We start from the raw sequence: 17,629 nt of genomic DNA on the forward strand, positions 1-17,629 counted from the left end.
GCCCTCGTGGCGGTTTTCTTTTGCTGCCTTCAGAACTGGCTTTTATGCAAAAGACATTTTATTGCCATGATTAATTACCAAGCAGCAGCTTGTCGTAGTTTCTTTCGTATTGGAATTTATAAATTCATGCTTCCGAATGGGTAGCATCCCGACATCACCGGCTCATTAGAAAACGTTCGTCCGCTGCTATTTCTCCACCAGTGGCCTCAAGTGTTTGCTAGGCAAAAACGGTTACTGAGCCGTCAACGGCAACCCCTACAGTCTGTCCGTTTTGATAGGCATGCCAGCCGTTGGTACGCGCCTTGATGGTATGCCGGCTGTGCAGCAATTCCAGGTGTAGGGTGGCATCGTGGCCAAAGTACTCCATACCAATGATTCTGGCCTGCGGCTGGCTGGGTGATGGCGGCCCCAGTCTTATCTGCTCGGGTCTGATCAACACATCTACTGCACCTTGCTGATGGACTTGTGACAAGGGAAGACTGCCCAGCTCGCACTCCACCGTTTGCGGGCCGGCAATGCCTGGAAGCAGGATGGATTCGCCTAGAAAACCTGCTAGTTCCGGTGTGCGCGGACGGCAATAGAGATTGGCCGGACTGTCCTGCTGCAGCAACTGGCCTTCCCACAAGACGGCCACTTGCTCACCACAGGACAAGGCCTCCGACTGGTCATGGGTAACCAGCACCGCCGTGGCACCCACGGCTTTCAATGTCTGCAGCACAGCCTGGCGGGTATCATTGCGCAGGCCGGTATCCAGTGCCGAGAACGGTTCGTCCAGCAATACCACCGCAGGTTCCGGTGCCAATGCACGTGCCAATGCCACGCGCTGTTGCTGACCACCGGACAACTGCTGCGGCGCACGGGTGGCAAAGTGTGCAGGCAGGCCCACCATTTCCAACAACTCCGCCACCCGATGACACCGCTTACGCAGACTGCGTGGCAGGCCGAACACGATGTTGTCGGCCACACTCAGATGAGGAAATAGCGCACCTTCCTGCGGTACATAGCCGATGCGTCGCCGCTCTGGCGGCACGTGGATACTGGCGCTGCTGGCCAGCTTCCCGCCAATGCTGATGCTACCAGCGTCGAGGTGCTCGAAGCCGCACAGCATGCGCAGCAGCGTGGTTTTGCCGCTCCCTGATGGGCCCAGCAGGGCCAGCAGGGAGCCGGAAGGAATGTGCAGATCAAGCTGGTCGATGACCCGCTGTTGCCCGAATTGTTTGCACAGCCCCTGAAGCAAAAGTTCAGACATGAGAAGCGTCTCCTGTAGCGGTGTGGCCATCGGTGGCCAGACGGTCGATGGCATTCCTTCCCAGCAAGGCCATCAGCAGCCAGGTGGATGCCATGGATAGCAAGGTAAGCGCCAGTGCATAAGGCGCAGCGGCGGCATAGGCCATGGCCGAAGTGTCGGCCCAGATCTGGGTGGCCAGTGTTTCGGTGCCGATGGGTGACAGCAGCAAGGTGGCGGTCAGTTCGGTGACAATGGACAGGAATACCAGACTGGCAGCCGCACCCAAGCCGGGCGCGGCCATGGGCAGCAGCACACGCAGCCAGGTCTGCCAACTGCCTAGCCCCAGTGAGCGTGCCAGTTCCTCCTGTCGGCTTTCGGCCTGAAGCAGTGCCGAGCGCACGCTGACGATGGCCAGCGGCAGAAACAGGATGGCGTAGGCCAGCAGCAGCAGGAACTGGGTCTGATACAGCGACGGCACGACGCGGATGGACACGGTGACCAGCCCCAGTGCGATGACAATGCCGGGTACGCCCTGTACCAGGAAGGTCAGCCGTTCCATGAGGCCGGTCAGCCGGCCCGGCATGCGCGCCAGCAGATAGCCAAGCGGCAATGCCAGCAGCACAGTCAGGGCTGCACCTTCCAGACCCAGCTCAATCGAACTGGAACTGGCGTCAAGAATCAGCTCCGCCGATACCTCGACCGGCGACACGGCGGCATCGCCATGCTGGGTCAACCAGTAAGCCAGCGTGGAGAGCGGCAGCAACAGCGTGATGCAGGACAGCAGCACAAAGCCGGCCACCACCAGCCATTTCCGCGCTCCCAGCTCCAGCCGTGGCGGTGCGCGGCGAGCGCCCTTGGCACGCCGCTCATAACTGGGCTGCCGCCTTACCCGCCATTCAAGGCCGATCAGCATGGCGGCTACCAGCAGCAGCACGATGGACAACTGGGCTGCACCATGGCTGTCAAAGCCGGCGCGGTATTCGGCAAAGATTTCGGTGGTGAAGGTACGAAAGCGCAACAAGACAAAGGCACCGAACTCTGACAAGGTGCTTAGCGCCACCAGCAACATGCCGCCCAGCAAGGCTGGTCGCAGCTGCGGCAGGATCAGGCGGAAGAAACAGCGCCATGGCCCCAGCCCAAGGGTTCTGGCCGTTTCCTCCAGTGCCGGATCCAGACCGCGCAATGCGGCAGATACCGGCAGGAAGACCAGTGGCGAATAGGCACTGCCCAGCACCAACAGCGCACCGGGAAAACCTTGCAGATCGTCGCTGAGCGAAACCCAGGCATAGCTGCTGATGAAGGTGGGAATAGCCATCGGTGCCACGCTCAACAGCGGCCACAGCCCCTGCCAGGGCAGACGGGTGCGTTCGGCAAACCAGGCACAGACCAGCCCCAGCACGCCACACAGCAGAGTGGTGGCGGACACGATGATTGCGGTGTTGAGCGCCAGCGAACCAACCAGCGGTCGCCACAGCATGTCGATGAAGTCTGCCGGGTCGGACTGCGCAGCCTGCCAGATGATGACCAGCAGCGGGGAAGCCAGAACGGCACATACCGCCAGGGCGGCAGCAAATAGCCAGCCCTGGCGGTGTGTGGTTCTCCCCGGCATCAGGGAGTGAATGGCCATTTACAGCAAACCGGCCTTGCGCAGCATGGGCGCTGCCTGACTGTCATCCCCCAGCTTCTGCATATCCAGTGCCGGCGGCGTCAACTGGTTGAAAGGCTTGAGCACCGGTGCCGGTGCGATGCCCGGCAATAGCGGGTACTCGAAGGTGATGTTGCTCTTGGCCAGCACCTGCTGGGCACGGGCGCTGGTCAGGTAGCTGACAAATTTCTGCGCCGCATCGGCATTGTGCGCGGTTTTCAGTACCCCGGCACCAGAGACGTTGAGCAAGGCACCAACGTCACCATTGCCGAAGTGATACAGCTGGCTGTGCATGCCCTTGTTGCCCAGCTCTACCTGCAGGCGTGCCAGGTAGTAATTGTTGATGATGCCGACAGCCACGCTGCCACGATTGACAGCAGCGGCGACGCCTTCGTTGTCGTCGAACATCTGAGCGTTGTTGCGCAGCCCCTTCAGCCATTGCTGGGTCGCAGCCTCACCCTTCAGGGCGCGCACGGCGCTGACCAGTGGCAGGAAGTCGCCATCAGACGGTGCAATGGCCAGTTTGCCTTTCCATTGCGGGCCAGCCAGATCCAGCAAGGAGAACGGCATGGCAAGACCGGCAGCCAGCTTGTTGTTGACCACCAGCACGTTTTCACGTGCGGTCACGCCCACCCAGCTGCCGCTGGGCGAGTTGTACTTGGCCGGGATGGCGGCCAGCGTGGCGGCAGGCAGGCGGGTCAGCATCTGCTTGCCTTCCAGCGCCATCAACTCCGGCGAGTTCGAGGCAAAGTAGACGTCAGCCGGTGAGGCCTTGCCTTCGGCCATCAACTGGGCCACCAGCTCCGGGCCTTCGCCTTCGCGCACCTTGACGCTGATGCCGCTGGCTTGCTCAAAGTCCTTGACCAGCAGTTTGACGGTTTGCGGGTGTTGGGCGCTGTACAGGATCAGGCTAGCGGCATTGGCCGGGAGCGCCAGACCCAGGCTGATCAGACTGGCGACGCCGAGCAGGCTCTGCTTGATAAATGATTTCATGGTGAACTGCCTTGTATTCGGTTGGTTTACAGTCCGGCGAACAACGGTTCGCCGATATAGCCCTTGCCATCGGTACCTGGCGGGCAGGCAAAGATGGCGCTGGCTACATGGGTGGTGTACTGGTTCATCATGTCGCGCGCGGCCACGGTCTTGTTGATCCGGATGAAGCCGCTGCGCGGATCGCGCTGGTAAGCGATGAAGAACAGGCCGGCATCGTATTCGATGCCCTGATGCCAGGGCGGCCAGCGCTCGGCGGTAAAGCTGGAGCCGTCATTGTAGGAATAGGCACGGCGCAGAATGCGCGAGCCGCCATTTTCCTGCGGCGAGGCCACACGCGAGTGGGCACTGTCCGGAATGATAGTGTTGCCATCCTTGTCGGTGGCATCCAGCTTCATGGCTTCAAACTCGTTTTTCTGGCCTAGCGGTGCACCGTTATCCTTGTAGCGACCGACCACTTCCTGCTGGAAGCCCAGTTCGCTGCGGTCCCAGTGTTCCAGCGCAATGCGGATGCGACGCACCACCACATAGCTGCCGTTTTTCATCCAGCCGCCTTCGTCGCCAACCCAGACAAATTCCTTCATCAGGGCCGGATCCTTGGTTGACGGATTATTAGTGCCGTCCTTGAAACCCATCAGATTGCGCCCGGTACTGCCATCAGCCGGTGCGCTGGCAAAGCCGGTTTGTGCCCAGCGCAGGCTGGCCACGCCCTGGGCCAGGGCGGCCAGTTGGCGTACGGCATGGAAGGCAACTTGCGGGTCGTCGGCGCAAGCCTGGATGGACAGGTCACCACCGCTGCGCTCCGGCACCAGCTGGTCGCCATTGAATTTCGGCAGATCGACAAAGGCTGCCGGGCGACGGCTGGCCAGACCGTAACGATCCACCCCGTTCTTGCTGAACAGGCCGGGGCCAAAGCCAAAGGTCAGCGTCAGTTTGCCGGTGGACAGGCCGATGCTGTCGCCGCCGTCTTCCGGAGCGGCGTCAATCTTGCCGCTCAGCGGCAGTGCCGTCTGGCCCCGGCTGAGCCGGCGTGCCGCAGCGGTCCAGCGCTTGAGCAGGGCAATGACATCGGCGCGCTGTTCGGTATCCAGGTCAAAGGCTGCAAAGTAGCTGTGTTTTTGCTGTGGCGTGATGATGCCGGCCTGATGCGCGCCATCAAACGGAATCAGATCCTGTGGCATCGGCGTGGCAGCCAGTGCGCGCGGGCTGCTCAGCATGCCCAGGCCGCCCCCCAGCAGCGCCCCGGCCACAGCGGCCTGAGTGCCGCCAAGCAAAAAGCGCCGGCGGGCGGGGTTGATCGGGGTGTCGTGCTTACTCATTTGGCCAGTACCACTGTATTGACGTCATCGGAAACGTAATAGAAGCCATCGCCGGCTGCATTCATGGTGATGCCGAACAGGTTGCCGTTGCCCGGCGGGGTCATCGCCTTGTTGGTGTTGATCCAGCGGGCTACCAGCTGCGTGCCGGTTTCCGGGTCGATTTCCACTACCTTGCCGTTGGAGCCGTTGGTCACCAGCAGATGGCCTTGCGGGGTGGTGGTCATGGCCAGCGGACGCAACAGCATGCCGTCATGGGTCAGGGTGCGGCCAATCCCGGCACTGGTAGTGCGGGTGGTGGCATCCCAGATCTCGCTGATGCGGTTGCCCAGTGCGTCGGAGACATACAGCTTGTCGTCCTTGCCCAGCGCAAGGCCGGTGGGGCCGATCAGGAACACACCCTTGTCGGCCTGCTCGCCAAAGCCGCTGGCCACCACGGTACGGGTCTTGATGACCGGCGGTTTGCCAGCCGGAATGTCCAGCTCCAGCCGCAACACGGTGGATTGATTCACCACCGGCGGATTGCCCTTGGCGCTGCCCACGCCAAAGCCGGCATTGCTGACAAACAGGGTGGCTTTGTCGCCTTGATCCACCACCGCCATATTGCCCCAAGGATTGTTGATGTCCGGACCAGACCACACATCTGCCACTTTACCATTGGGGTCCAATACAACCAGGCAGCCGGCACCCTTGGTATCGGTAGTGCCGTCATTGCTGGGGGTGCTGCCCACAATGACCCAGCCGCTCTTGAGCATGGTCATGGCCGTGGACAGGCCTACGCCGCCCGGACAGTTATGCAGATCGCGCGGCAACTGGGCAAACAGGGTCAGCTGCTTGCTGTCAGGATGGTAGTTGACGATGGTACTGCCCAGGCCTTGCAGGTTGGCAGCATTGTTGAAGTTGTCGATCAACAGGTCGCCCGCCTTCACACTGCCGGCAGTGACTGGTGCCACAGCCAGGGCGTACGGGTTTTGGTCGCCATTGTCCGGTACCGTGGTAGTAAGGGTGGTGTGCTTCTTGATGCCTTGCAGGAAGGGAATGCTGTCCTCGGCCAAGCTGAAATTGGCCAGCAGGGACATGCCGATCAGGCAGGTGGAAAAGCGAAACAGGCTTTTCATGAAAACTCCCGATGAGTAAGGCGTAATGAGGGTGGATTTCAATTAGGGCCGCCGGCCTCAGGACCGGCTTGCCATCAGAAGGTAATCACGGTTTTCACGGCCACTACCCAGGCATTCGGAATGTGTTGGGTCTGGGTGCTGTCAGTGCTGGACACTGTGCCCGCGCCGGGTTTCAGCGTATATTGCAGGTCGCCTTGCAATTGCCACCACGGGGTGAGCTGGTACTGGTAGGTGGCTTCGACAAAAGTCTCATCACGGCGTACCGGGTACAGCGGATTACCGTTGGCTGTGGCCGTATCCTCGTCATATGCACGCAGATGGTTGCCCACCTTCACATAGCCCACGGCCAGACCCGCCACGTCGCTGTCGCGACCATTGAACGGGGCCGTCAAAGTGATACCGGCATTGGCGCTGAAGCTGATCTGGTTCCGGTCGCCCGGTGCCCACATCAGGCGGGTAAAAGCATTGAGGGTACGGCTGCTGTCTTCCGCCGGACGCCATAGCATCTGGTCGGCCACGGCGTAAATACTGTAATTGCCACGATGCTGCGCGGCATTGCCGGAGCTGTTAGGGTCCGCCAGTGACAGACCGGTATCGTCATAACGCTGGTCGCCAAATTTTGCGTTCTGATACCAGGCACCCAGCTTGTAGGTGCCCGGCAGGCCCTTCGGCTTTCCATCATCCAGCTGGCCATCACCCGGCTGGTTCAGACCATATTGCAGTTCGCTGATCCACAAGCTGCCACCGTGCAGATTGAAGGCAGTGCCGTGCTTGTTGGCCTGCTGGGAGTCACTGTTGCTGGTGCCGGCTGGATCGCCCGCGAACACGCCGCCCAGCACTGACAGCTGATCAGTCAGCTTGCCACGCAAGCGCACGCCCAGCCCGGAGAGCGGATAGGCCGGGCCTCCGGCTGTCATGTCGTCGGATGGGATGGCCGGCCAGCCGAACATGGTACCCATGAAAGTACCGGCATACTGACTGACCATGAACTCTTGGTCGATACTCTGTTGACCGATCTTGATATCAGCCTTGCCATTGAAGAGTTTTTGTTGGTACCAGGCTTCCCACAGCCGGGTAGTGGCTGCTGCCTCAGTGCCGCTGGATGTTTGCAGGCTGCCGACATGGTCGGCGCTAAAACTGTCACCATGGATGTCCAGTACGCTGACATTGGCCGATCCGCCTTCCCACAGGCCGGCTCTTTGCGTGTCCAGCCCCAAGGTCAGGGTGGTGACGCCATGGTATTCGCTGCCATGCTTCAGTCCGCCAGACACGTTGCTCAGGTATTCGCTGTCTTCCGTCAGCCCCAGCGTGATGCCGTGTTGGCCAAGGCTGCTGCGCAGGCCGCCCATGTCACCCAGCAGGGTGGAGCGGTTCCATACGCCGGTCCATTGGTCTGCTGGTTTGGCTTGTACAGTCTGGTCGGCTTCCGGTAGCTCTGCCGGATTGACCTCTGCCTGTTCTGCCAGATTCATGGTGGATTCTGCCTGGACATTGCCTGCGCTTGCCCATGCAGCGCAGGCAGACACCACCACCACAGCCGTTTTGCTGCGCGACCAGGATGCGGGTAGCGAGTGGCTCAAGATTTGTTTCCCCAGTACTGATTTCACGCGGATATCCCTATTTGCGAATGATGCAGAGAATCATTTGCATGTAATTGTTAAACCAAGGGGCTAGCTCTATGGATCTGGGATTAATTCTATTTGCAAATAACTCCTATTTGCATTTGAAAAGGTGTGCTTATTGTGACGCTTTGTGATGAGATGCGACGGTTTGTACGGTGACTTGCCGGCATGGGGGAAGGGTTTGCTGCTAGCTGCTGGATCGGCCTGAGCTACGGGCAGGCAGTATCTCTGTTGGGGTAGCACGCTTGGCGTATTTCCTGCACCAAAACTCGCCATGCCTTATGCATTTAGCGTCAGCCGGTTTTGCTGCGACATATTGTCGCAGTGACTATTTTTGCTGCCCGGGCCGGTGTTTTTGCCAGAGTAAAAAAACGATAATCAACGCGCTTGCTGATATCTGCGAAGGCAAAAACATGAAAAGCAATACCTTTAACCGGTTGGCAGCTTCCCTAATTCTGGCAGGTATCACTGGTCCAGTGCTGGCTTGTGCCAGTTGTGGCTGCACGCTGAGTTCGGATTGGGATAGCCAGGGGTTTACCTCGCAAGAAGGCTTGAAACTGGATAGCCGGCCACTGCTGGGGCTGCCCCCGCAGCATGAATTCCCCGGCCAAACGCACCAGGCAGGTTTTGACCCAATCGAGGGAAGGGGGCAGGCCATCATGCAATACGATCCACTCAGCAATCGCGCAGCCCAGCGCTTCCGTCACCTCGTAGTGCCACTCCCCGGGTGCACCCTGATCCAGTTGGTCGTACAAGGTATCTGCGAGGGCTGCCACCATCGGCGCGTATTGCACCAGTTCGGCATGCAGCTCCAGACAGCCAGCACCCCAGATCACCAGCAGACTGCGCTCGGCATCCGGACCGTCGTATGCCACACCCAGGCCGTTCCAGGTACAGAAGTTGCGCATGCCAGCAGTGAGGCAAGCTGCCGTCAAAGCAATGGATTGCACGGAGGCCATAGCATCACTCCACCAAGGCCAGTGCATGTTCCAGTGCTTTGCCCTTGAGTTGGGCACCCTGACCGAACCAGGCCGAATCGAGACGGTAATCCTGACTACGGGCTCGACGGCGATGATCGACATACTCGGTCATGGCATTCACCAAGCCCCATGCCGTACCCCGAGTGCCCGCGAGCATCGAACCCATGCCACCACCGCTATGAGTTGTGGCTCTAAGGTGCCTTGGCGGTCGCGTGGTACCTCAATGTGTAATTCGCTGAAGTCGCCCTTGAGGGGCTTGCTGCTCTTGCTGTTCCGGGTGTCACCGTCGGGATTGAACATCGACTCATGTTTGTAATGGCCAAGATGCGCGGCCATCTTGGCATCCAGCGCTTTTTCGACCAGCCGCTTTGTAAGCTGTTCTCACAGATGAGATCTTCGGGCTTCCGGTAATCGGCCAGCAAATTGTCCAGTGCAGGTGCGTTGTGGTGGGTGATACATGTGGCTATCTATGGGTGACTGCCCTCCATCGCAGTCGGTTAGAAACGGATTGCCCTCTATCCTTGCTCATCTCGTGTCAGGTTTGCTTGCCTTGCACTTTTTATCGGCTTGAGCGGAATCAATGCCTTGGCAGCAGCCGGCAGCTAAGCTGACGCCGATATGACAGCAGCGTCAACAAGGTGCCGGCCGGTGTCCGGATGCGGCTGTGCACGGAGGTGTCATGGGCTCGTTCAGTCTGTTGCATTGGGTAATTGTGTTGCTGGTGGTCATCCTGATTTTCGGTACCCGTAAGCTGAAAAATGTCGGTGAGGATCTGGGTGGTGCCGTGCGTGGTTTTCGGCGTGGTATGCAGGGGGACGACGACTCATTGCCGCCAGTCCGGCCATCGCGTGGTGATGATGCTATCTGAGTGTCGCAGGAGGCGCTTTCTGGTCTGATCCTCTGGTTTGACTGCTGTTCATCTCTGCAGGCGGGCCACTCAGCCTGCCTTGTTTCCTGCATTTCCCTTACTCGCAGTATTTTTTGCCGGCAGTTTTTACGGCGGATTGTTCCTGCGTGGCATATGCGTGCTAGGTTTTATCTCTGTGCTTTATTTCAAATGCATCACGTGCTGGTTTGATTGATTCATATCAATTTCAGCAAAAATACCCAGGACGTAGGATGCACCCGCTGCGACAAATTGTCGCACCTTGCCGCGTGTACTGCAGGAAACCCCCACCCCCGACAGGCGGAAAGCGGCAAGACATATCGGACTTTCAACGCGAGAGAGCGCTCCATGACTACTCCGAACAACAAGCAGGCAACTGATAGCGCGCCGGATCTGTCCCGGCGCAAGTTCCTGGGTACCACAGCAGTCGCCGGTCTGGCCGGTGCCGGCCTGTCGATGGGCCTTAGCGCCTGCAACAAGGGGGCGGGTAACAGCGATGCCGGTGCAGCCAGCGCCGGAGCTGCCGGCAAGGCGGCAGCCGCCATCGATTACGAAAAGTACGAAGTGCATCCGGGCAAGCTGGATACCTACTATGCCTTCTCCAGCGGTGGTCACTCTGGCGAAGTACGCGTGCTGGGCATTCCGTCCGGCCGCGAGATCAAGCGCATTCCAGTGTTCAATTACGACTGCATGGTGGGCTGGGGCATTACCAACGAATCCAAGGCCATCATCGGCACCAAGCCGGACGGTTCGCTCAAGTACACCACCGGGGACACCCACCACGTGCACATGAGCTATACCAACGGCACCTATGACGGCAAGCACATCTTCGTCAACGACAAGATCAATGCCCGTCTGGCACGTATCCGCCTGGATACCATGGAATGCGACAAGATTCTGGAATTGCCCAATGTACAGGGCTTCCACGGCGTATTCCCGGACAAGTGCGACCCGGTAGACCCCAAGATCAACCACACCACCCGCGTCTTCTGCGGCAATGAATTCCACATTCCGCAACCCAATGACGGCCGCGATCTGGAAGCGCACGAAAAGTATTTCTGCCTGTTCACCTGCGTGGATTCGGAAACCATGGAGCCTCGCTGGCAGTGCAAGGTGGATGGCAATATGGACCTAGTTGCCACCTCCTACGACGGCAAGATTGCCTGCTCCAACCAGTACAACACCGAAAACGGCGTGCATTACGAAGACATGATGGCCGCCGAGCGCGATGCTTGTGTGTTCTTCCACATCGAACGCATCGAAGCGGCAGTGAAGGCCGGCAAGACCTTCACCATCGGCAAATCCGGCGTGCCCATCGTGGATGGCACCAAGGACGCCAACAAGGACCCGAAAACCGCGCTTACCTGCTATGTGCCGGTGCCGAAAAACCCGCATGGCGTCAACACCTCGCCGGATGGCAAGTACTACGTCTGCGCTGGCAAGCTGTCGCCGACTGCCACCGTGATCGAGCACGACCTCATCCTCAAGTGGTTCGAGGGTAGCCTGAAAGAACCGCGCGACACCGTGGTGGCAGAGCCGGAAATCGGCCTGGGCCCCTTGCATACCGGCTTTGACGGCAAGGGCAGCGCCTATACCACACTGTTCCTGGACAGCCAGATCGTGAAGTGGAGCCTGGATGCGGCCATCAAGGCCTTCAAGGGCGACAAGAGTGCCAAGGTGGTGCAGGACCGTATCGACGTGCACTACCAGCCAGGCCATGGCTTTACCTCCATGGGCGAAACCAAGGAACCGGATGGCAAGTTCTTCCTGTCCGACAACAAGTTCTCCAAGGACCGTTACCTGCCGGTAGGCCCGTACCATCCGGAAAATGCGCAGCTGATCGACATTTCCGGTGACAAGATGCAGCTGATTCACGATGCCCCGGCCTATCCGGAGCCGCATGACTCCATCATGGTGCGTCGCGACATCATCAAGACCCGTCAGATTTACAACCTGGACGAGTTCCCGCTGGCTGTCAAAAACATGAAGGACAGCCGTGTGGAGCGCAAGGGCAAGAAAGTCACGGTTTACCTGGCGTCACAAGCACCAACTTTCGGTCTGCGCGAATGGAAGGTGAAGAAGGGCGATGAGGTTACCATCATCGTGACCAATCTGGACAAGGTGGAGGACCTGACGCACGGGTTTGCCATCCCCAAGTACAACATCAACTTCGTCATCCATCCTCAGGATACCAAGTCGGTTACCTTCATCGCCGACAAGCCGGGCGTGTTCTGGTGCTACTGCACCAACTTCTGCCATGCACTGCACTTGGAGATGCGTTCACGCATGCTGGTAGAAGCCTGATCATTACTTGCAACGAGACGAGCAATGAATTCCGGGGGAGTTCGCTCCCCCATTTTTTTCCGAGGCTGGCGTGGTAAACATCCGGATTGTTTTTTCCCTGTGTCTGCTGCTGGTGCTGCAGCCGGCACTGGCTGCCACCCTGCAGATATCTGCCAGCGCTGGTGCCATTGCCACTGCGCTGCGTAATGCCCGTCCGGGCGATACCTTGCTGCTGGCACCAGGGCATTACCGGGAAAACCTGCAGATAGCCAAGGCCATCACCCTACAGGCAGCCAATCCGCAGCAGCGGCCGGTGGTGGACGGCTCGGGACTAGGCGATGTCATCCGCATTACCGCCCCAGGCGTGGTGTTGCGCCAGCTCATCATTACCGACAGTGGCAGCGACCTCACCGCACAGAATGCCGGCGTTTACGTACAACCCGGCGCGCATCGGGCGCGGATAGAAGGCTGCGATATCGCCTACAGTCTGTTTGGGCTGTGGATTGAAAAATCCAATGATGTCACCGTCAGCCACAACCTCATCACCGGCAAGCGCGACCTGCAATCCTCGCAGCGTGGCAACGGCATCGAGCTGTACAACACCACCGGTGCGCACATCGAAGGCAATCACATCAGCTATGCCCGCGATGGCATCTATGTGGATGTCTCGCACTATGCCCGCTTTGTCGGCAACCGCATCCACAATGTGCGCTACGGCACGCATTACATGAATTCCTATTACAACATCTGGGAAAACAACGAGGCCTACCACAACCGCAGTGGTCTGGCGTTGATGGAAACCCGTAACCAGATCGTGCGTGGCAACCGTGCGTGGGGCAATAGCGATCACGGCATCATGCTGCGCACCATCCAGGACTCGGTGATCGAAAACAATATCGTCGCCGGCAATCAGCGCGGCTTTTTCATCTACGACGCTGAATACAACGTGCTGCGCAACAACCTGGTGGTAGACAACACCGTGGGTGCCCACTTGTGGGCCGGCTCCTACCGCAACCAGGTGTCGGGCAATGATTTCATTCACAACCGCGAGCAGATCCGCTACGTGGCCAGCCGTGACGTGCAGTGGTCCGGCAACTTTTGGAGCAATTACGCCGGCTGGGACCGTAAGGGCAAGGGCATAGGCGAAGTGCCGTATGCCGCCAACGACGTGGTGGACCGGCTGATGTGGCGTCTGCCCGCCATCCGCCTGCTGATGGGCAGTCCCGCCATCCAGACGCTGCGGCTGATTGCACAGCAGTTTCCGCTGCTGCGTGCCCCCAGCGTGGTGGACGACCAGCCGCACATGCACCCGCTGCATCAGGGCTGGGAACAGTGGTTAGGAAAAAGCAATGATTGAAATCGACAACGTCAGCAAACGCTACGGCCCGCATCTGGCGGTGGATGGTGTCAGCCTGCAGGTGGCCGCCGGCGAGCTGTTCGGCCTGATCGGCCACAATGGTGCCGGCAAAAGCACGCTGTTTCGCATGATACTGGGCCTGATTCCGGCCAGTGACGGTGATATCCGGCTGTGCGACCAGTCCACTCGCAGCTCCGCCTTTCGCAAGGTGCGTCGTCAACTGGGTTATCTGCCGGAAAACGTAGTGCTGTACGACAACCTGACCGGTCTGGAAACCCTGCATTACTTCGCCCGCCTCAAGGGTGCTTCCTGCCAGGAATGCCTGCCGCTGCTTGAGCGCATGGGGCTGAGCGCGGCCGCCACCACGCGAGTACGCACCTACTCCAAGGGAATGCGCCAGCGGCTGGGCTTTGCCCAGGCCCTGTTGGGCAATCCGCAACTGCTGTTTCTGGACGAGCCCACCAACGGGCTGGACCCGGAAGGCGTGCGTGAGTTTTACCAGATTCTGCGCGAGCAGCAGGACCGAGGCGTCACCATAGTCATCACCTCGCACCTGCTGTCGGAAATCCAAGAGCGAGTGAGCCGTCTTGCCATCCTGCGCGCCGGACAGCTGCAGGCAGTGGGCAGCCTGGAAAAGCTACGCGAAGGCTGCAGCCTACCGCTTACCTTTGATGTCAGGTTGAGCCAGCCGGCCAGCGCCGCTCTACGCGACACCCTGCAGGCGCTGCCGGTGGACGCATTGGCTATCAGTGGCGACCGCGCACGGCTGGCCTGCCAGCGCAGTGCCAAGATGACAGTGCTGGGGGCGTTGTTGGCGCTGGGGGAGCAGATCAGCGATCTGCAGATTCGCGAACCCTCGCTGGAAGATGTGTTTCTGGGTTACAGCGGAGACGGGCAATGAGTAGCAAGCAGCACAGCACAAGGATGATGAAATGAACAGTCCTGTCTTGACCATTGCCGGCAAGGAATTCCGTGACCGCTTGCGCAACCGCTGGGTGGTGGCGGTTACGCTGGTATTTGCTGCCTTTGCCTTCACCATCAGCTATTTCGGCGCGGCCACCCAGGGCAGCGTGGGGGTGCAGGGCACCGAGGCCACCATACAAAGCCTGGTCAGCTTGGTGATTTACCTGGTGCCGCTGATTGCCCTGATTCTCGGTTTTGACACCGTGGTGGGGGAGCGCGAACGCGGCTCGCTGGACCTGCTGCTGGCCTTGCCGGTCAGCCGTATCCAGCTGTTGCTGGGCAAGTATCTGGGGTTGGCCAGTACGCTTGCTGTGGCCAGCATACTGGGCTTTGGTGCCGCTGGGGGGCTGATTCTCACCCAGTTGCCGGCCAGTGCCTGGTTTCACTACGTCGGCTTCATGCTTAGCACTTTGCTGCTTGGGCTGGTATTCCTCAGCGTGGCAGTTGCCATTTCGGTAATGGCACAGGACCGCGCCCAAGCCAGCGGCATGGCCATTTTCGTGTGGTTCCTGTTTGTGCTGGTGTACGACCTGCTACTGCTGGGCCTGCTGGTGATGAGTGGTGGCGACATCGCCGGCCCGGCCTTTCCCTATCTGATGCTGCTGAATCCGGCAGACGTGTTCCGCATTCTCAACATCTTTGGCCCGGACGATTTGCGGCTGATGTTTGGTCTTACTAGCCTGTTTCCCCCCGCACTTGCCAGTCCCTGGGTGTTAGGTGCGGTGATGTTGGGCTGGGTGAGTACGCCGCTCTTGCTGGCCATTTGGAGGTTCCGCCAATGAAACCCATCACCCGCCGTTGCTGCTTGGGCATGTTACTGGCAACGCCCTTGCTGGCCGCCTGCAGTCACGAAACCCCGCCGACCGCCAAGGCCGCACTGGAGCCGGACCGTAATACAGCCTGTAGCCTGGATGGTATGAGCCTGAGCGACTACCCCGGCCCCAAGGGGCAGCTGCAATATGCCCAAGGTGCGCCGGACTTCTTCTGCGACACCATTGAGCTGTTTGCCGTCTACCTGAAACCGGAGCAGCAACGCTTGGTGGCTGCCGTGTACGTACAGGACATGAGTAAGGCCGACTGGGAACACCCGGTGGGCCACTGGATGGATGCCCACAATGCATTCTATGTGGTTGGCTCGCGCTTGAAAGGTTCGATGGGCCCGACCTTTGCCAGCTATGGCAGCGAGGCCGCCGCGCGAGCCGTGGCCGCACGCGAGGGGGGCAAGGTTTACCGTTTCAGCGACATCACGCCGGCCATGGCCGAGCTGGACGGTGGTGTGCTCAAAGACAAATCCATGTAAGGGAGGTGCAGATGACCCAATTTTACGACCAGCTCCCGCTGGACACGGCACAGCAGATCGAGCCGCTTAGCTGGCTGTCCTATCAACTGCGGGAAAACCGCAAGGCCCTTCTGGCCCATTATGGCGTGGACAGCGCACAAGCGCTGCTGGCGCGCATCGAGAGCGGCGCGCTGGAAGAACACCCGGCCTACGAACACTATCTGTCACTCTTCATCCTAGAGCAGCAAAGGGAAGCCACGCGCGAGCAACTGCGGCTGGTACTGGCTGGTAACGAGGAGGAAGCACATGTTGCATCTGCATCTTAAGGAAGTGATAGAAGACGACCTGTTCGACATCCTGCGCGAGGAAGTCACCCTGCATCAGGATGCATTGATCGTGGCCTTGAATAATGGAGTGGATATCGAGCTGCGTTTCCGCGACGATGATGTCTATTCCATCAACTGGCGCTGGGGTGATGCCAGCTGCCGTATCGACACGGCACCGCTGCATCCCGAGTTGGCCTCCTTCCCCAATCATCTGCACGATATGGATGGGCGCTTGCGCGCCGACCCGGTCACCCGGCCTGGCGACAGCGCCTGGAGCAATGTACAGCGTCTGCTGCAAACCTTGTCACAAGACCCTTTGCTGCAAACTGTCTGACCGGCATGACCGAGGCTCAATGCTCGCCCGGTTTGCATCCTGTTCATTGCGTGCTGCCCGCCCGGGCGGCTACCGCCTGTCTTGGCACGTGATTCTCATTGTCATGAAAAGTGAAAAAAGAGCTTTATTCCATCTTTTTTTGATTGATTGGTATCAATTTAGCGAGACAAGGCTGAGTGCTAAGCTGCAAATCATTAAATCCTGATGCACAGAGGTTCTCATGCTGAAACACTTCGTCGTTCTTGGTAGTTGTGTCCTGATGCTTGCCGCGTGTGGCAAGAGCGAACCTGCAACCCCGGCGGAACAGCCTGCTTCCGCACCGGCGGCAACGGCTGCCGCATCCGCCCCGACAGCCGTGGCGGTGGCTGAGGTCAGTAATCCCGTCGGCGAAAAAACCTTTAAGTCGGTATGTTCCATGTGCCACCAGAGCGGCGCGGCCGGTGCACCCATTCTTGGCAACAAGGATGACTGGTCACCCCGCATCACCCAAGGCAAGGACACGCTGTACAAGCATGCATTGGAAGGCTTCTCCGGCCAGAAGGGTGCCATGCCGGCCAAGGGCGGCAATCCCTCGCTGTCTGATGCCGACGTGAAGGCCGCGGTTGACTTCATGGTGGCTAAGGCCAGCTAAAAGGAAAATCCATGGCCGCCCGCCTGTTGCAGGCAGCGCTGCTGCCTGCGGTGCTGGGCCTGCTGTCGCTGGCAGCGCCTATGCCATCCTTGCAAATCCTGCCGCAGCTCACTGCACGTGGCATGCCGGTATCTTGGCTTGCCGGGAGACTGCAAGCCAGGGCCGTGCAGTCCTCTTCGTTTGCCGAGGGTGGACTGCAACAGGTGGTGCTGGCTGCACCGCCATCCGCGTGGCGGCGTGGCGGTCAGTGGCAGGTGGCCCTACCGCGGCCTGCCGTCACCCTGCAACTGCAATCCGGCCAGCGCCTGCTGTATGCCTGGCGCAGTCCTCGCATTGTCATTCCCCGCCCACCGGCTGCACAGGCCGTGGCCATCATTCTCGAGCGTACACTCCCCGTGGCCGGATTGGGCCGGCTGCTGCTGGACGCCGGCCATATGCGGGCTTTTCAGGCCGGTTTTGACCGTGGCATCAGCCAGATCTTGCTGCTGGACGGTGAAGGCGGCATCTGGGTTACGCCACGCATGCTGCCTGCCGTACGTTGGCAGGATGGGGCGGCATCCTTCCAGATACTGCAAAGAGTTTGTCAGATGGGCCAGGTGAAGACCGGGCAGTAACGCTAGCCGGCAACAGCGCTGCCGGGATAACAAGACAAGGAAATCAAGGTGCTATCC

General features: G+C 59.6%; 18 protein-coding genes and 1 pseudogene. 10 read left to right on the forward strand and 9 right to left on the reverse strand.

All coding sequences use genetic code 11. The features are described 5' to 3' along the window. Nucleotides 1–217: 217 nt before the first annotated feature. The 9 genes and pseudogenes from FAZ30_RS12005 to FAZ30_RS20770 form a co-directional block, all read right to left on the reverse strand. Nucleotides 218–1,249, reverse strand: coding sequence for an ABC transporter ATP-binding protein (locus tag FAZ30_RS12005; protein ID WP_137009495.1), 1,032 nt, complete (start codon nucleotides 1,247–1,249; stop codon nucleotides 218–220). Next, nucleotides 1,242–2,855 (reverse strand): ABC transporter permease, encoded by a 1,614-nt coding sequence (locus tag FAZ30_RS12010; RefSeq protein ID WP_137009496.1) that lies wholly within the window; start codon nucleotides 2,853–2,855, stop codon nucleotides 1,242–1,244. Before FAZ30_RS12010 ends, FAZ30_RS12005 begins: the two co-directional genes overlap by 8 nt. After that, nucleotides 2,856–3,866: an extracellular solute-binding protein gene (locus FAZ30_RS12015; protein ID WP_137009497.1), complete on the reverse strand. Its 1,011-nt coding sequence runs from the start codon at nucleotides 3,864–3,866 to the stop codon at nucleotides 2,856–2,858. A 26-nt stretch (nucleotides 3,867–3,892) separates the two neighbouring features. Continuing rightward, nucleotides 3,893–5,182, reverse strand: a complete 1,290-nt coding sequence (gene efeB, locus FAZ30_RS12020; RefSeq protein WP_137009498.1) for an iron uptake transporter deferrochelatase/peroxidase subunit — start codon at nucleotides 5,180–5,182, stop codon at nucleotides 3,893–3,895. Then, the gene (locus FAZ30_RS12025; protein WP_205676590.1) at nucleotides 5,179–6,297 is read right to left on the reverse strand and encodes an NHL repeat-containing protein; all 1,119 of its coding nucleotides are present in this window, start codon (nucleotides 6,295–6,297) and stop codon (nucleotides 5,179–5,181) included. The genes efeB and FAZ30_RS12025 overlap by 4 nt, the downstream gene beginning before the upstream one ends. A 74-nt stretch (nucleotides 6,298–6,371) precedes the next feature. Beyond that, nucleotides 6,372–7,877 (reverse strand): carbohydrate porin, encoded by a 1,506-nt coding sequence (locus tag FAZ30_RS12030; RefSeq protein ID WP_205676591.1) that lies wholly within the window; start codon nucleotides 7,875–7,877, stop codon nucleotides 6,372–6,374. 491 nt (nucleotides 7,878–8,368) lie between these two features. Then, nucleotides 8,369–8,878 carry a hypothetical protein gene (locus FAZ30_RS20400; RefSeq protein ID WP_168190831.1) on the reverse strand — a complete coding sequence of 170 codons (510 nt, stop codon included), beginning with the start codon at nucleotides 8,876–8,878 and terminating at the stop codon, nucleotides 8,369–8,371. A gap of 4 nt (nucleotides 8,879–8,882) precedes the next feature. Then, nucleotides 8,883–9,065, reverse strand: a complete 183-nt coding sequence (locus FAZ30_RS12040; protein WP_281279188.1) for a DUF932 domain-containing protein — start codon at nucleotides 9,063–9,065, stop codon at nucleotides 8,883–8,885. An 11-nt stretch (nucleotides 9,066–9,076) separates the two neighbouring features. Beyond that, nucleotides 9,077–9,366, reverse strand: a pseudogene (locus FAZ30_RS20770) (transposase); the annotation flags it as partial. A gap of 212 nt (nucleotides 9,367–9,578) precedes the next feature. On the opposite strand from FAZ30_RS20770, the gene tatA reads away from it, so the two are divergent. The 10 genes from tatA to FAZ30_RS12095 all read left to right on the forward strand — a co-directional run bounded on the left by tatA (nucleotide 9,579) and on the right by FAZ30_RS12095 (nucleotide 17,572). After that, nucleotides 9,579–9,767 carry a Sec-independent protein translocase subunit TatA gene (gene tatA / locus FAZ30_RS12050; protein WP_124645549.1) on the forward strand — a complete coding sequence of 63 codons (189 nt, stop codon included), beginning with the start codon at nucleotides 9,579–9,581 and terminating at the stop codon, nucleotides 9,765–9,767. Nucleotides 9,768–10,133: 366 nt separating this feature from the next. Beyond that, complete coding sequence (gene nosZ, locus FAZ30_RS12055; protein WP_137009501.1) at nucleotides 10,134–12,089, forward strand: TAT-dependent nitrous-oxide reductase; 1,956 nt, start codon at nucleotides 10,134–10,136, stop codon at nucleotides 12,087–12,089. Nucleotides 12,090–12,159: 70 nt separating this feature from the next. After that, nucleotides 12,160–13,425: a nitrous oxide reductase family maturation protein NosD gene (locus FAZ30_RS12060; RefSeq protein ID WP_124645547.1), complete on the forward strand. Its 1,266-nt coding sequence runs from the start codon at nucleotides 12,160–12,162 to the stop codon at nucleotides 13,423–13,425. After that, entirely contained in the window at nucleotides 13,418–14,326 is a 909-nt protein-coding gene (locus FAZ30_RS12065) for an ABC transporter ATP-binding protein (protein ID WP_137009502.1), read from the forward strand. The genes FAZ30_RS12060 and FAZ30_RS12065 overlap by 8 nt, the downstream gene beginning before the upstream one ends. 31 nt (nucleotides 14,327–14,357) lie before the next feature. Next, nucleotides 14,358–15,170: an ABC transporter permease gene (locus tag FAZ30_RS12070; protein ID WP_137009503.1), complete on the forward strand. Its 813-nt coding sequence runs from the start codon at nucleotides 14,358–14,360 to the stop codon at nucleotides 15,168–15,170. Continuing rightward, nucleotides 15,167–15,688, forward strand: coding sequence for a nitrous oxide reductase accessory protein NosL (locus tag FAZ30_RS12075; RefSeq protein WP_124645544.1), 522 nt, complete (start codon nucleotides 15,167–15,169; stop codon nucleotides 15,686–15,688). Before FAZ30_RS12070 ends, FAZ30_RS12075 begins: the two co-directional genes overlap by 4 nt. Before the next feature lie 11 nt (nucleotides 15,689–15,699). Continuing rightward, on the forward strand, nucleotides 15,700–15,993 hold the full coding sequence (locus tag FAZ30_RS12080) for a hypothetical protein (protein ID WP_124645543.1): 294 nt from the start codon (nucleotides 15,700–15,702) through the stop codon (nucleotides 15,991–15,993). Further along, on the forward strand, nucleotides 15,974–16,327 hold the full coding sequence (locus tag FAZ30_RS12085) for a phospholipase D-like domain-containing protein (RefSeq protein ID WP_124645542.1): 354 nt from the start codon (nucleotides 15,974–15,976) through the stop codon (nucleotides 16,325–16,327). Before FAZ30_RS12080 ends, FAZ30_RS12085 begins: the two co-directional genes overlap by 20 nt. A gap of 220 nt (nucleotides 16,328–16,547) precedes the next feature. Continuing rightward, nucleotides 16,548–16,958, forward strand: a complete 411-nt coding sequence (locus FAZ30_RS12090) for a c-type cytochrome (RefSeq protein WP_124645541.1) — start codon at nucleotides 16,548–16,550, stop codon at nucleotides 16,956–16,958. An 11-nt stretch (nucleotides 16,959–16,969) separates the two neighbouring features. Continuing rightward, nucleotides 16,970–17,572, forward strand: coding sequence for a hypothetical protein (locus FAZ30_RS12095; protein ID WP_137009504.1), 603 nt, complete (start codon nucleotides 16,970–16,972; stop codon nucleotides 17,570–17,572). Nucleotides 17,573–17,629 lie beyond the last annotated feature (57 nt).

Origin of the sequence: Aquitalea aquatilis (assembly GCF_005155025.1) — a bacterium.
Classification (GTDB): domain Bacteria; phylum Pseudomonadota; class Gammaproteobacteria; order Burkholderiales; family Chromobacteriaceae; genus Aquitalea; species Aquitalea aquatilis.